The organism is Saccharopolyspora sp. ID03-671 (assembly GCF_045278815.1).
GTDB lineage: Bacteria > Actinomycetota > Actinomycetes > Mycobacteriales > Pseudonocardiaceae > Saccharopolyspora > Saccharopolyspora ipomoeae.
In genome coordinates this window covers 3221963-3236112 of record NZ_CP134054.1, presented here as the reverse complement: position 1 = coordinate 3236112, position 14150 = coordinate 3221963, and the positions used below count along the sequence as shown (strand labels likewise).

Below are 14150 nucleotides of genomic sequence, written 5' to 3'. Positions count from 1 at the left end.
ATCCCGTCGCGCGTCGCGGGACGCCCGCTCGCCTGGGGAGTCGGCGGCTCCTCGGGCCGCCGCCGACGCTTCCAATCCGCACGGCTCGGTCCTGGCTTCCAGCGCCTCTGCGCGAGCCGGACCGATCGACACCTCCCGGGTTCAGAATGAAATCTTTCTAACTAGAAGCTAGCAACGCTACCTCTCGCGCGCAAGATAGTTCTGTGTGAGAAACACTGAGAACTCCCGTCACAACAGCGCTCATTCCCGTTGCGGGTTCACGAAACCCCCGCGCATGCTGAATCCCGTGCGGCTCCGGCGGATTCACCTCGTCTGCTGCGAGATCTTCGTCCTCGCGGCGATGAGCGCGTGCACGATCAACATCGTGCCGCCGGGAACCCCGCCCGCACCGCCGCCCGCCACGACGGCCCCCTCTCCTCCGGCGCCCGAAGTGCCGCCCGTGGTGATCCAGCCGCGGGAACCAGTCCAGAACACCCACGACTGTCGGCAGCTCCAGAACGCGGGGATGAGCTTCACCCAGGTCGTGCAGTACTGGTACGGACTGGGCTCGCCGACGGACATGGACGACGACAGCGACGGCATCCCCTGCGAGACCGTCTACGGCGAGAAGAACGCCCCCGCCACGACGCCCAGCGCGACCACCCACGACTGCGCGACCCTGCAGGCCCAGGGCATGACCTTCACCGAGGTCACCGCCTACTGGAACTCGCTCGGCTCCCCGACGGACATGGACGACGACGCCGACGGCATCCCCTGCGAGACCGTCTACGGCGAACGCTGATCACCTCGAACACCTCGGCCCCGTGGCCCGTCCGGCCTCGGGAAATGTGACCGTGGACGCAGGGGTGCACCGCGCGAACCTACGGGTGCGTAACCTGCTCAAATGGCTGAAATCGTCTATCCGCCCGTCGTCCTGGCGGCGAAGGCCATGTTCCGCGTGCTGGACAACCGGCTGCGTGTGACGGGCACCGAGCACATCCCGCGCACCGGTGGCGCGGTGATCGCCTGCAACCACGTCAGCTACCTGGACTTCATCTTCTGCGGACTGGGCGCGCAGCCCGCCAAGCGGTTGGTGCGCTTCATGGCCAAGAAGGAGGTCTTCGACAACAAGATCGCCGGGCCGCTCATGCGGGGCATGCACCACATCCCCGTCGACCGGGCCGCGGGCCGCGAGTCCTACGACGAGGCCGTGCGCCGACTGCGCGCGGGCGAGGTCGTCGGCGTGTTCCCGGAGGCGACGATCAGCCGCTCGTTCACCGTCAAGCCCATCAAGTCCGGCGCGGTCCGGATGGCCGCCGAAGCCAGCGTCCCCGTCGTGCCGATGTCGCTGTGGGGCACGCACCGGCTGTGGACCAAGGGCAGGCCGCGCACCCTCACCAAGCGCCACGTGCCGATCCACATCCACGCGGGCGAACCGTTCTGGCCGACACCGCAGGACGACCCCGACGTGCTCACCGAGGACCTCCGCGGCCGCATGTCGAAGATCCTCGACGACCTGCAGGCCGACTACCCCGAGCAGCCCGCCACCGAGGACGAGCGCTGGTGGCTGCCCGCCCACCTCGGCGGCACCGCCCCGACACCGGAAGAAGCGGCGGAGCTGGACGCGCGCAAGCGCGACTAAGGCCCGTCGACGGGGGGTGGGGGTGGGGGTGGGGGTGGGGACAGTTTTCATGAAAACTGTCCCGTCCCGAACCCCACGAAGTTTTCATGAAAACTTCCCCCCACCCCGACGGGACAGAACGTCCTCACACTGCCGATCCCCTCAGGGGTGGTGCAGTTTTCATGAAAACTGTCCCGACTCTGGGGGATGACGGTTTTCATGAAAACTGTCGTCCCCCACGACGTCATGGGGTCGTGGTCGTCACCAGGTCACGGGTAGGGACGTGACCCCGCCGGTGATGGTGGGGCGGACCTCCAGCTCGTCCATGCTCTTGGCCAGGCGGAGGCCGGGCAGGCGGCGGGCGAGGGTCTCGAAGACGATCCGCAGCTCGGTGCGGGCCAGGCTCGCGCCGATGCAGAAGTGCGCGCCGTGGCCGAATCCCAGGTGGGTGCGCTCCTCGCGGTCCGGGTCGAACGTCTCCGCGTCGGCGTAGGCGGACGCGTCGCGGTTGGCCGAGTTGACTGACAGGATCACGGCCTCGCCGCGCCGGATCGTCACGTCGGCGATGTCGACGTCGGTGTGGGCGTAGCGGAGCAGCCCGAGATCGCCCGGGGCGCCCAGCCGCATGATCTCCTCGACCGTGCGGTTGACCCGGCCTGCCGGGTCGTCGGCCAGCGACTTCCAGTGCTCGGGCTGGGTGAGCAGGAACAGCGTGCCGAGACCGATCCGGTTGACCGTGGTCTCGTGACCCGCGAAGAGCAGCCCGACGCAGAGCCGGATCATCTCCTCGTAGTCGTAATCGTCATCGTCGTCCTGGGCGCGCACCAGGTCGGAGATGACGTCTTCGCCCAGGTCGCTGCGCTTCCCCTCGGCCAGGCCGGTCATGTAGGCGTTGAACTCCGCCCGGGCCTTGTGCGGATCGTCGTCGTCGGCCAGCGTTGCCATCCGGCTCGACAGCGAGTGGAACAGCTCCCGGTCGCTCTCCGGGACGCCGAGCAGCCGGCAGATGACCGCGACCGGCAGCGGGAACGCGAGCCCTTCGTGCAGGTCGACGACGTTGCCGCCCTCGTGCTCGGCGATGAGCTGGTCGATGTAGCCGTCGACCAGCTGCTGCACGTGATCGGTGAGCATCCGCATCCGCTTGGCCGAGAAAGCCGGGGTCAGCAGCCGCCGCATGCGCGCGTGGTCGGCCTCCTCGGTCTCGTAGTTGCCGGTCGGGCCGTCCTGCACCGCGGCGGTCGACACCCGCGACGCCTTCTCCGGCTCGGGGTGGGAGCGGCCGAACCGCTTGTCGCTCAGCAGTTCTCGGACCTCGTCGTAGCGGGTGACGAGCCACGCGGGGTCGCCGGCCGGGGTGGTCACCGGCGCGACCGGTGCCTCGCGGCGCAGCACCTCGTAGAGCGGAGCGAGATCGAGCACGTTCGGCCTGGCGAAGGGCAGCTGCGGGCGCTCGGCGACAGAACTCATGGCACTCCTCGGTGCATTTTAATTGGCAGTCACTGCCAATAATGTTGTGCCGATTAGGGTGTGTCAACACGAGTCCGGTTCGTCCGAGGGAGGGCCAGTGGTCGAACGCCCCCGCCGAGGCCGTCCGCCGGCCAGTGACCGGCAAAGACAGCAGCAGCGGCTCGACATCTCCCGCCACGCCGTGGCGCTGTTCCGGCAGCACGGTGTGGCCGCGACCTCAGGCGAGCAGATCGCCCGCGCCGCCGGCATCTCCGAGCGCACGCTGTGGCGCTGCTTCCGCACCAAGGAGAGCTGCGTCGAACCGCTGCTGGCGAAGTCCATCGACGCCTTCCAGGCCGTGCTGCGCACGTGGCCGCCCGAGATCGAGCTCGCCGAGCACCTGCGGGAGTCCTACACGCCGGTGCTGGACTCCGGCGACGACATCGAGGCGGTCCTCGCCGTCATCCGCATGACCCACGACGAACCCGCCCTGCGCGCCGTCTACCTGGTGCTGCGCGAACGCGCCGAGCCCGCCTTCGCCGAAGTCCTCGCCGACCGCATAGGCCTCCCGGCGGGCTCGCTGGAGGTCCGCATGCAGGCCGCGGCGACGAGCGCGGCCCTGCGCGAATCCACCGACCACCTCGTCGCCACGGCCACCGCTGACGGCGTCCCCCCGGAGGTCCTGCAGGAACACCGGGAGCACGTCGCCGACGCGCTCCGCCGCCTCACCCACCCACCGGCGCTGTAGGAGGTCAGCTCACCTGCGGGCCGATGTTGCCGACGCGCACGGGACCCTCGATCGGGCCCGGCCAGGCCGCGCTGATCCCGCCGCCGGTGGGCAGGTCGAAGGTGATCGAGGAGGCCGGGATCGGGTTCGGCGATTCCGCGGGCGTCGCGACGTAGGCGACGCCGGGGTGCTTCTCGTCGATCGTGTAGGGCTCCGCCGTGCTCGGTTCCGGCACGACGACCGGCACGTCCACGACGGAATTGCCGTTGAAGAAGGTCAGCCCCGACGGCGCGCCCTCGACCTGGCAGGACACGCCGGGCTTGGCCTCGAACTCGATCTGGAACAGTCGGCCGCCATTCGGCGACGGGATCTCGGCGACCGAGGTGTTCAGGTCACCCGGAACGCAGTGCGGGTACTCGGCTGCCGCCGCCGCACCCGCGCTGACCAGGGCGCTCGCGCCGATCAGGGTGCTGAGCGCGACGGCGGTGGTGACGCGGCGGAACTTCGACGTGATCCCCATGCGGTACCTCCAGGTCGGTGTGACGTCCTCACCCACCAAGACGCGAACCACCGACCGAGGATGCCTCCGCCCCAACGAAAGTGACATCCCCGACGACGGGCAACCCCGACCGCTCCCGAGACGTCCCGGGGCTTTCCGCGCTCAGCACGAGCGGCAGCTCCTGAGGCAGCTGGGGAACGAGGTTTGGCTCGACCGATGAGTTCCGCGCCGCCGGGGAGTCCGCACAGGAGAAGGAGGTGGTGGAGGTGGCCGACTGCGTGAGCGCCGCGCTGACCATCGACGTCCCCGCCGAGGAGTTGTTCGCGGTCCTGGCGGATCCGACGACGCACGCCGCGATCGACGGCACCGGATGGGTCCAGGAACCGGTTGACCGGGCCCCGCTGACCGAGGTCGGCCAGCTCTTCCGGACGGACATGTACCACCCGGACGCCCGCGACGGCGACTACCAGGTCGTCAACCAGGTCCACGTCCTCGACGCCCCGCGCGCCATCGGCTGGCGAACCGGGTACGACCCCGAAGGCGACGGAAACCTCGAATTCGGAGGCTGGTTCTGGCGCTACGACCTGGAACCGGAATCCCCGAACACCACCCGAATCATCCTCACCTACGACTGGTCGGCAGTCCCGAACACCATCCGCGACCACCTCGAATTTCCACCCTTCCCCAAAATCCACCTCCCCAACTCCCTGAACCACCTCGCCGCCCTGGTTCAGGGGTATTGATCACGGATTGATGCTGTGACCAGCGGTGACGGACATTGTGGCCGGTGTTGGACAAAGGTGATTGGCCGTAAACATTCGTTTTCGTTGCGGCACTTTTGTTGGCGGTCCAGTGTTGCTGATGTCGGCGGAAATCGATTTTCCAATGATCCGCCGATCGAATCCGGGAAGCATCAGGAAGAGGGAGTGTGGGATGAAGAAGACGATTTCTGCTCTGCTGATGGCGGGTCTGCTGTCGGTGTTGTCGGCGAGCTTCTTCGCGGCGCCGGCCTCGGCGGCGTCGTGCAAGAGCCGGACGAGCGGCTTCCCCGGGAAGTGGGGGCCGGTTTCCAATGAGTGCGAGTACACCAGCCCGGCGAGCGGTTGGGACGGCAAGCTGAACATCACCTGGAACGTTCAGGCGGACACGAACCAGTACGCGTGCGTCGAAGCACGGCACGGCAACGCGGCGAACCCGGAGAAGTGGCAGTCGCTCGGCTGCGGAACTCGCGGCCAGGGAGAGATCCGGTGGCCCAAGAACAACGCGTCCAAGGTCGAGGTCCGGGTCCGCAGCGGCAACGCCCACATGGCGAACGTGGACTACTCGATCTGACCTGGGCTGAATCGCGAGACGTGGTCTTGCGGCGTCATCAGCCCGGACCACCGCAAGACCACGCCCACGCGCAAACCCAGCAAGCACAGATACCGAACGACAACAACCACCACGAAGCGCCCCCGGCAGCATTCGAACCTGCGACACCGGCTTAGGAGACGATGCTCCCTGTTCTTTCCGGACTCTTCCTGAAACACGCCTCCACAAGCGGAAATCCCAGTTGCAAACGCCGATCGCCGCCGGTCGCCTCCGGACGTTTCTGGTTGATTTGTGGTGGGGGCGCTACCGGGGCTTCACGGCCCTCGCGGGGAGAAGTTGCGTGACCACCAGGCCGGGCTTGCTTGAGCGGTTCGTCAAACGTGGCAAGTGCCCACCAGTCCCCGACGCACGTCTGGTGCCAAGCTAGCAAGATGCCGGGGACGGTGGCTGAGATGTCGATGCCACCCGCTCGTACGCGGAGCGGGGTGTTTCCATAGCGGAAACCGCATTGAGGCGGTAGGGCCTGCGCCAGGGTGGACCCAGATGGGTTGCGGGGTGTCCGGCCGTCGCCGTGTTCCCTGCCAGCCATCGCCACCCTCGTTCGCCACCTGGTGCCCGCTCCGACGTGAAGTTGGTCGGGTCGGCCAGAGAGGTGCAGCGACCGACCCGTGCCGAGCCTTCTGGATCTTCCCCATCCTCCAGCCCAGCATCCCGAGACTAGAACTCGCGTGCGAATGCTCGCCAGTTTTGGGCTTGCTCTCGACCGAGCTACTTCTCGTCGCTGTCGTGACTGGCGTGGATGGTGAGTTCGGCGTCGGACGAAGGCGCTGATCATGGCGCGGAAGGTTGCTTCAACGACGTCAGGGTTTGCGCCGGTATTCCATCGCGGCTGTGCGTGCGCGAGTGGTGATGTGGTCGATGCGCGACTGAGGCCCTCGCCCTTCGTATGCGCATGTTCCGCGGCCGGACGCCGATGCGGCAGTAGCCCGACGGTGGGTGCAGGGGACAAGGCCCCTGTCCCTACAGGTTTCCGGGCCTCACCCTGGTGATTACCAGGAGTCGTCACAACCGGATACCGGAGCCACCCGGTGCGCATTCGCTACTACCCGCAGCCCCGCCCTGGCGACCCACTCCCGGCAATGCGGGAGAAGGAGGTCAAGGGCGCTCAGCTTGGCTGCCTCATCGCCTCTCTCGTTGTGGTCGGCTTGTTGTTCACGACCTGCACCGCAGCGCTCATCACGTCCGCGGTGAACGAGCCGCCGGTTCCCGGTTCTCCCGAGGCGCCGTTTCCTGGGCAGGCACCGGGGGCTCGGCCAAAGCCGGGCAGCGCGGAGCGGTCCTACTCGTGCTACACCCCGGAGAACTGGGTCTACGACGGCTTCACCTGCCCGCCGGGTGGAGAAGGCGTCACTGTGACGAACGCGGTCGATGGTGACACCGTGGATCTCAGCGACGGTCGACGGGTCCGGCTGCTCGGTGTGGACGCACCGGAGCGCGGTGAGTGCGGCTACGAGGAAGCCACCCAGTTCACCGCCTCGAAGTCTGTCGGCGTCGCGCACCAGGTATTGCTCTACCGCGAGCCCGGTGTCGCGAAGGACCCCTCCGGCCGGGAGCTGGCCTACCTTGACGTGGGGTACGGCCATTTTGAGGATCTTGGCCGCGCGCTCGCCATTGCCGGTCTCGCCGAGCCTTACGTCGGTGGCCAGGCCAATGCCGCCTACGAGCGACAGATCGAGCTCAACGCGTCGTCCAGCCGCTACAGCGGCCCGTGTCCCGACCCGACACCGACATCGACTTACGAACCTGCACCGGATTACGACTACCCGAACTACGACTACCCGGACCCGGTTCCCGACGGTGACGACGGTGAGAGCCGGTTCTGCCGCCGGCACTGGTACTGCTGACTGCGGCCATGATCTCCTCTGTCCTGGGCAATCGTTCAGGCCGCATCCTCGCATCGAGTTGATCTCGGATGGAACTGATTTTCGTTCCTGCTCGCGGTCCTTGGCGGTATGTGAAGCGAGAGCGGAGAGAACGAACGACCACGATCGGGCAACCAGGCCGGGAAGGTTCCTGAAGGCACGCAGATTGAGTGGTAAGGCGACCAGCTCAGCAGCACGCCCAGCATTGTTCCCTGAGAGTGCCCAGGTGGGCTATGGCCTGCGGTGAGGGAACCCGCGGTTGAGCTGAGCTGCTTTGGACGTGCTCCTGCGGGGCCGCCTTTGATGAAGTAGAGAAGGTTTAAACACGTGGACCAGCCCCGCAGGTCGGCGAGCTGGTCGTGGCGCCTGAAGGCGTTAGCGGTGGCCGAGGAGATGAGCAAGTCGAGTCGTTGGAGAGTCTCCATTCCCGTCCGTCACTGGTTTGCCGTACATGACACCGCGCAGCCGGTCAGGGATTACCGCGGACGCGAAGAGAAGGCAGTGGTCTGCTATTTGGTTCGGCGCTTCGTGAGGCTGGCCGGTGGCCACTGCCAGATCCCATCCGTGCGTGATCGTTTCGACTGTGAATCCGCGCAAAGCTTCCAGCGCGGTGCACGGGCCCCAGGGCGCGGTGACCCGCTCATCGCTGGTGAACGGGCGCCATAGTTTCTGAATGTCGTGGGTGATCGAGATGAATGTGGCCGCGAGTTCCTCGTCAGCTACGTCGGTCACCACGTGCGGAATGTGCCGGGTGGAAAGGTGTTGAGCCGTCCCGGTGCTGCGGTGGGCAGTTCCTACGAGATGCCCGATGAGGTCGCGTACGGAGTAGTCCGCGCATGGGGTGGGCAGGTCCAACTGGTTCTGGGCTGTTGTGCTCATCAGCGAGCCAACCCACTCCAGCGCGCGGAAGTAGTCCTTCCGTTGTGTTTCAAGATCCATGGTCGCCAACGCTAGCGCGGTCCAAAGCGGTGTTGGCGACCGAAGCACAAGCGCTCAGGGCGCGAACGCGGCGTGAAAGGCCTGTGCGGCGCTGGAACAACGCGAGGTTCACCGAGGGCACCGTGATTCGAGTGACCGGGACGGGGCTTTTCGTGCAGGGACACACCAAGTCCGACGCGGTTATGCGAACCATCGAGCCTCCGTCCTGGCTGATGGCCATGCTCAAGGACCGTCACGCTGAAGCCGAATCGGAGTGGGTGTTCCCGACGACTACCGGCACGCTCCGAGACCCGGACAACGCGCGGGCCGACCTTCGGGAGGCGGTCAAAGAGACTCAGTGGGAGGGCTTGCACCCGCACGCCTTCCGGCACCTGGTCGCGACCATGCTCGACACGGCCGGGCTGAGTGCTCGGGAGATCGCGGACTACCTCGGTCACGAGCGGGTCAGCATGACCCAGGACGTGTACATGACGCGCAAATCGCGGGGTAGCTCGGCTGCGGCAGCGCTGGCAAACATGCAGCTCAGCGGCTGAAGCAATTGTGAGGGAAAAGTGGGGATTGATCTTGAATGAGATCGACCCCCGCTTTGTTTCCCCTGGTCAGGCGCCCCCGGCAGGATTCGAACCTGCGACACCGGCTTTAGGAGAGCCGTGCTCTATCCCCTGAGCTACGGGGGCCTGGTCGGAGGGTACCTGGGTGGGGGTGGGGGCTTGGCACCTGGTGGTGCCTGTGAGGCGGGACCGCTGGTTGCTTCGGACGCGTATGGTCAGGTGATCGTTACTGTTCGCGATGCTCTGGGGCTGGGATGCGCAACGAGTTCAGCGGTTCGGCGGGGAACGTGGTGCAGGGCGGCATCGCGGGTGACGTGCACTTCCACGCGGCCGAGGTGCGGCGGGAGGCTGCTCGGGAGGTTCCGCCCGCTCCGGTGGGGTTCGTGGATCGGGAGGGGCCGCGGGCCGTGCTCGACGCGGTGCTGGCCGAGGAGCGTCACGGGCGGGCCGGGTTCGCGGTGATCAGCGGGGCCGGTGGGGTCGGGACCAGCGCCCTGATGAAGATGTGGGCGCACGACGTGGCCGACGAGTTCGACGACGTGCTGTGGATCGACTTCGGCGGCCGGGCGCGCAGTCTCGACGACGTGGCCGCGCGGTGCCTGCGGTCGCTCGGGGCCGCCGACGAGCACGTTCCCGCGTCCGCCGCGGATCGGATCGCGCAGCTGCGCAGCCGCACCAGCGGTCGGCGGGTGCTGTTCGGGTTCGACCACGTCACCGACGCCGAACCGCTGCTGGAGCTCCTGCCCGCAGCGCCCGGGTGCGTGGTGGTGTGCACGGCCGCCACCGACGCGCCGGAGCTGGCGATCGACGGGGCCCGGCCCATCCGGCTGTCCGCGCTCGAACCCGCGCACGCCCTCGACTACCTGCGGGAACGCGGCATCGCCGTCGACGACGATCCCGCGTCCGCGGCCCAGGTGGTGGAGCTGTGCGGGCGGGTTCCCCGGGCACTGCGGTTGATCGTCGGGCAGATGCTCAAGCGCCGTTGGAACCTCGCGCGCACCGCACGCGAACTGCGGGAACACCGCCGCGACCACCTCCGCGACGCGCTCACCGCCTACGACGTCACCGTCGCCGACCTCACCGACGCCCAGGCGCGCTGCTACCGGACGCTCGGCGCGTTCCCCGGAACCGCGTTCAGCGCCGACGCGATCGCGGCGCTCACCGGGGACCCGGAGGCGGACGACCACCTCGCCGAGCTGCACCGCGTCTGCCTCGTCGAGGAGAACGACCAAGGTCAGTACCTGCTGCCCGCGCTGGCCGCCGAACACCTCGGCACCGTCACCGACGACGAGGCGCTGCGCCGGCTCGTCGCCTGGTACCGGCGGACCGGCGGGTTCGCCGACCGGGCCGTGATGGACCCGCACCGGTTCCGGGCCGTCGAAGACCGGCTCGAAGGGGAGAACCCGTTCACTCGGACCACCGGGCGCGAATGGCTCGAACGGGAACGGCTGAACCTCCTCGCCGTCATCCGGGCCGCCGCCGCGCGCGACTGGGACCCCGACGTCGTCGTGCTCTGCGAAAGCCCGCTGTGGGCGCTGCACAACCAGCACAAGAACTACGCCGACACGCTGTCCGCGCTGGTCATCGGCGTCGAATCCGCTCAGCGGCTGGGCGACGAGCTCGCGGAGGCGCGGCTGCGGAGCCTGCGCGGACAGCTGCTCACCGAGCTCGGCCGGTTCGACGAGGCGGCGGCGGAGTGCGAGGCCGCGGTGGGGCTCGCCGAGCGGATCGGACACCGGCGGGGACTCGCCTCGGCCGTCGAGTTCCTCGGCAAAGTGCGCTACGCGCAAGGGGAATTCGGCGAATCCATCGCGCTGCACACCCGCTCCGAGGAGATCAACCGGGAACTCGGCAAGCCCCGGGGCGAGGCCATCCAGCAGCACCGGATGGCGATGGCGCACATCGCGCTCGGCGAACCCGAGCGGGCGCTGGAACTGCTGCGAAAAGCCCTGTCCTGCTTCGAAGAACGCGACGACACGCGGCTCGTGCAGCGCGTCCGGTCCGAGATGGGCCGGGCGCACCAGGCCCTCGGCGAGCACGCCGAGGCGGTGACCGCGCTGCGCGAATCGGTGTCGATCGCGCGGCGGCGGGAGGCGTCGTTCGACCTCGCAGGAGCGCTCGAACTGCTCGCGGACTCGCTCACCGGCGCCGAACGGGAGCAGGCGCTGCGCGAAGCCCTGGCGATCTACGACGAGGCGCACAGCCCGCGCGGAGAGCGGGTCCGGAGCAGGCTCACGGGGTGACGACCTCCACCGGCTCCGGCGTCGCGGGCCACGACGGTTCCCGCAGGTCGAGCAGGTCGTAGATCAGCGCGCGGAGCCGTGCGCACGCGTCCTCGGCGAAGGTGAGCCCGGCGAGCTCCGCGTGCCCCGGGACCGGTCTCGCGCCCTCCAGCTGCGGACGCGGGTCCGCGTGCGGATCCAGCCGAGCCGCGCGCTCGCCGAGCAGCGCCATAGGCGACTTCGGCGCCACCTCCGCGTCGCCGAAAGCGCCCAGCAGCAGCGGTTTTCCCAAGCAGGCCGCGTAGTGGGCGAGACTGCCGTGATCCGACACCACCACGTCCGCCGCCACCAGCGCCGCCTGCCACGCGCGGATCCGGGGGAGCAGCACGAGACCGCGGGAGCGGGCCGTGCTCAGCCACGTCTCCAGCTGCAGGCGCTCGTAGCGCGTCCACACGTTCGGGTGCAGCGCCAACGCCACCTGAGCGTCCGGGAACTCGGTGACCAGCTGTTTCGCCAGGTCACCGCGTCGCGCGAACAGCGACTCCGGGCCCCACGTGGACGCCAGCAGGACCAGGCGACGATCACCCGCGCCCAGAGCCCGGCGGTAGTGCTCGCGCAGCGGCAGGCTCGCGCGCAGCCGCGCGAAGCACGGATCACCGATCACCGCTGCGCGCGGAACCGCCTCCGGGCACTGGCGGCGCAGATCCTCCAGCCTGTCCACGTGGGACACGCCGATGGCGGTGGGGACGACCTCGCCGCCGTGCACCAGCTGCTGCCGGGAGAGCCCTGAGATCTCCTCGGCCACACCGGTTTCCGTCGCCACGCGCTTGTGGTGACCCGCGCCGTGCGGCAGCGTCAGGACCCGGCCGTCCAGCTCGTGCAGCGGGCCGTTGCCGCTCGGCGAGACCGCCAGGTCGAACTCGCCGGAACCCCAGCCGACCACGTTCGCAGCCGAACCGCGCAGCTCATCGGCCAGGTTCGTGGCGAACTCCGAACCCGGGCACACCGCGAAACGCGTCTCCACCCGCATGTCGTCGGCCAGCAGCGGCAGCACGTCGAGCAGCCGGTCCAGCGCCGTCAGCGTCCGGGCCGCCCCCAGGATGCGGCGTTGCACCGGAGCCGAATCCCACCGCCGCGCCCGCTCACCGGACACGGCCGCCACCTGGTTCCTGGTTCCTGGTTCCTGGTTCCTGGTTCCTGGTTCCTGGTTCCTGGTTCCTGGTTCCTGGTTCCTGGTTCCTGGTTCCTGGTTCCTGGTTCCTGGTTCCTGGTTCCTGGTTCCTGGTTCCTGGTTCCTGGTTCCTGGTTCCTGGTTCCTGGTTCCTGGTTCCTGGGCGAGGGTGGGATCTTACCGTGCCGGAGCGCGGAATTCGCCGGTTCGGCGAGGGTCGGCGGGGTCGGCATGACGCTCGATCCTAGTCGGAGCCGGGTTCCCGGCTTTCGGTTTCCACGCGGTTCCGCCCTGCGCGCTTGGCCTTGTAGAGGGCGATGTCGGCGGAGGCGAAGAGCTGGTCGAGGTCGTTGGGGCCTGCGGCGACGCCGATGCTGACCGTCGGTTTCTTCTCCAGGCGGCCCAGGACCAGGCGCCAGTCGTGGGCGTTGACGGCGGCGCGGATGCGTTCGGCGACCAGGGGGCCCGCTTCGCGGGAGTCCTCGGCGGCGTCGACGAGCAGGACCACGAACTCGTCGCCCGCCCACCGGCACAGCAGGTCGCCGGCGCGGCACTCGCGGCGCAGCATGTTCGCGACCTCCTGCAGGACCACGTCGCCCGCGGTGTGCCCGGCGAAGTCGTTGACGTCCTTGAACCAGTCGACGTCGAGCAGCACCAGCCACGGGATGCGGCCGGCCGCGGCGGTGCGCTCCAGCAGGACGGGGGCCATCCGTTCCAGACCGAGCCGGTTGGCCAGGCCCGTCAGCGGGTCGCGCAGCGCCGCCTCGCGGGCGGCCATCGCCATCCGCTGGGCCTGGGTGGCGACCCTGCGCTGCTCCAACGCCTGGCCGAGACCCTCCTTGAGGATGTCGACGGCCGAGAACGCGGCGGTCACCGCCCGGCGCAGCGCGGCGGCCTCGCCCACCGGGTCGCCGAGACTGCGGCAGATCTCGGCGAGATCGCTGGAGAACCGCATCATCAGCAGCGACTCGTGGACGTTCTCCGCGCCCTCCAACGCGCGGCTCGCGAACGTGCGGGCCTCGGTCAGCACGCCCTCGGAGCGCTTGATGCCGGCCAGCACCCAGTTCGCCATCGCCGTCGCGTAGATGTCGGAGGAGTCGCGGGCGAGCTTGAGCGCCTCGTGCGCGACGCGCTCGGCGGTCTCCACCTCGCCCATGCCCGCCAGCGAGCGGGCCAGGACCGCCAGGGCGCTGCGCTTGACCCGGCCCGGCTTGGCGAGCGACTGGGCCTCCTCGGACAGCTCGCGGGCCGCCGCGAACTGGTGCGCGGCCTGGTCCGGGTGGGTCGCGGCGCGGAACACCCGGGAGATGCCCTCGCGGAGCTGGCAGTGCGCCAGCGTCGGCTGGTCACCGGACTCGCGGGCGATCTGCACGGCCAGCGACATCAGGTCCATCGCCGGTCCGCGCCTGCCGATGCCCTCCAGCATGAAGCCGAGCATGCTGATGGTGTGCGCGGCGGACCCGCCGGTCGGCGGCTGCGTGTCGAGCTCCGTCCAGCCGTCGGTGAGCAGCTCCAGCGCGAGCGGGATGCGGCCCAGCCGCCAGGCCAGCACCGCGCGGTGCACCAGCACCGTGGAGCGGACCCAGCGGGAGTCGACGGAGTTCGAACCACCGGCCAACAGCTCGTCGAAGGCAGCATCGGCTCTGGTGAAGCGGCCTGCGTCGAGCAGTTGCCTCACCAGCCGGTCCTGGGCCGGGATGTGGCCGGCCAGCGGTTGATCCTCCAGCTGCACCGCGACCTCGTCATGAGCGCGTCATGGTGG

13 protein-coding genes and 1 tRNA gene are annotated in these 14150 nt (G+C 68.8%); 8 read left to right on the top strand and 6 right to left on the bottom strand.

Annotated elements, in window-relative coordinates; genetic code table 11:
- Positions 1-274 precede the first annotated feature (274 nt).
- Both REH65_RS14795 and REH65_RS14790 read left to right on the top strand, forming a co-directional pair.
- Positions 275-781: a hypothetical protein gene (locus REH65_RS14795; RefSeq protein ID WP_406692853.1), complete on the top strand. Its 507-nt coding sequence runs from the start codon at positions 275-277 to the stop codon at positions 779-781.
- Positions 782-883: 102 nt separating this feature from the next.
- A complete protein-coding gene (locus REH65_RS14790; RefSeq protein WP_406692852.1) occupies positions 884-1621 on the top strand; it encodes a lysophospholipid acyltransferase family protein in 738 nt (245 codons plus the stop codon).
- 240 nt (positions 1622-1861) lie between these two features.
- Here REH65_RS14790 and REH65_RS14785 read toward each other — a convergent pair whose 3' ends face one another.
- Complete coding sequence (locus REH65_RS14785; protein WP_406692851.1) at positions 1862-3067, bottom strand: cytochrome P450; 1206 nt, start codon at positions 3065-3067, stop codon at positions 1862-1864.
- A gap of 97 nt (positions 3068-3164) precedes the next feature.
- Here REH65_RS14785 and REH65_RS14780 point away from each other — a divergent pair, with 97 nt between their 5' ends.
- On the top strand, positions 3165-3794 hold the full coding sequence (locus REH65_RS14780; RefSeq protein ID WP_406692850.1) for a TetR/AcrR family transcriptional regulator: 630 nt from the start codon (positions 3165-3167) through the stop codon (positions 3792-3794).
- Between the two features lie 4 nt (positions 3795-3798).
- On the opposite strand, the gene REH65_RS14775 is transcribed toward REH65_RS14780, so the two are convergent.
- Positions 3799-4293 (bottom strand): hypothetical protein, encoded by a 495-nt coding sequence (locus tag REH65_RS14775; RefSeq protein ID WP_406692849.1) that lies wholly within the window; start codon positions 4291-4293, stop codon positions 3799-3801.
- Positions 4294-4529: 236 nt separating this feature from the next.
- Between REH65_RS14775 and REH65_RS14770 the strand changes: the two genes are divergently transcribed.
- The 3 genes from REH65_RS14770 (at position 4530) to REH65_RS14760 (ending at position 7487) form a co-directional block, all read left to right on the top strand.
- Positions 4530-5015, top strand: coding sequence for a polyketide cyclase (locus REH65_RS14770; protein WP_406692847.1), 486 nt, complete (start codon positions 4530-4532; stop codon positions 5013-5015).
- A 190-nt stretch (positions 5016-5205) separates the two neighbouring features.
- The gene (locus REH65_RS14765) at positions 5206-5604 is read left to right on the top strand and encodes a hypothetical protein (protein WP_406692846.1); all 399 of its coding nucleotides are present in this window, start codon (positions 5206-5208) and stop codon (positions 5602-5604) included.
- A 1118-nt stretch (positions 5605-6722) separates the two neighbouring features.
- Complete coding sequence (locus tag REH65_RS14760; RefSeq protein WP_406692845.1) at positions 6723-7487, top strand: thermonuclease family protein; 765 nt, start codon at positions 6723-6725, stop codon at positions 7485-7487.
- A gap of 393 nt (positions 7488-7880) precedes the next feature.
- Here the strand turns inward: REH65_RS14760 and REH65_RS14755 are convergent, their stop codons facing one another.
- Positions 7881-8444 carry a TIGR03086 family metal-binding protein gene (locus REH65_RS14755; RefSeq protein WP_406692844.1) on the bottom strand — a complete coding sequence of 188 codons (564 nt, stop codon included), beginning with the start codon at positions 8442-8444 and terminating at the stop codon, positions 7881-7883.
- Between the two features lie 131 nt (positions 8445-8575).
- Here REH65_RS14755 and REH65_RS14750 point away from each other — a divergent pair, with 131 nt between their 5' ends.
- Positions 8576-8977: a tyrosine-type recombinase/integrase gene (locus REH65_RS14750; protein ID WP_406692843.1), complete on the top strand. Its 402-nt coding sequence runs from the start codon at positions 8576-8578 to the stop codon at positions 8975-8977.
- A 71-nt stretch (positions 8978-9048) separates the two neighbouring features.
- Here REH65_RS14750 and REH65_RS14745 read toward each other — a convergent pair.
- Positions 9049-9121: transfer RNA gene (locus REH65_RS14745), tRNA-Arg, on the bottom strand.
- A gap of 128 nt (positions 9122-9249) precedes the next feature.
- Here REH65_RS14745 and REH65_RS14740 point away from each other — a divergent pair.
- Positions 9250-11238 carry a tetratricopeptide repeat protein gene (locus tag REH65_RS14740; protein ID WP_406692842.1) on the top strand — a complete coding sequence of 663 codons (1989 nt, stop codon included), beginning with the start codon at positions 9250-9252 and terminating at the stop codon, positions 11236-11238.
- Here the strand turns inward: REH65_RS14740 and REH65_RS14735 are convergent.
- Positions 11228-12370 carry a hypothetical protein gene (locus tag REH65_RS14735; RefSeq protein WP_406692841.1) on the bottom strand — a complete coding sequence of 381 codons (1143 nt, stop codon included), beginning with the start codon at positions 12368-12370 and terminating at the stop codon, positions 11228-11230. The two genes, REH65_RS14740 and REH65_RS14735, sit on opposite strands and share 11 nt — an antisense overlap.
- Before the next feature lie 262 nt (positions 12371-12632).
- Positions 12633-14120: a diguanylate cyclase gene (locus REH65_RS14730; protein WP_406692840.1), complete on the bottom strand. Its 1488-nt coding sequence runs from the start codon at positions 14118-14120 to the stop codon at positions 12633-12635.
- Positions 14121-14150 lie beyond the last annotated feature (30 nt).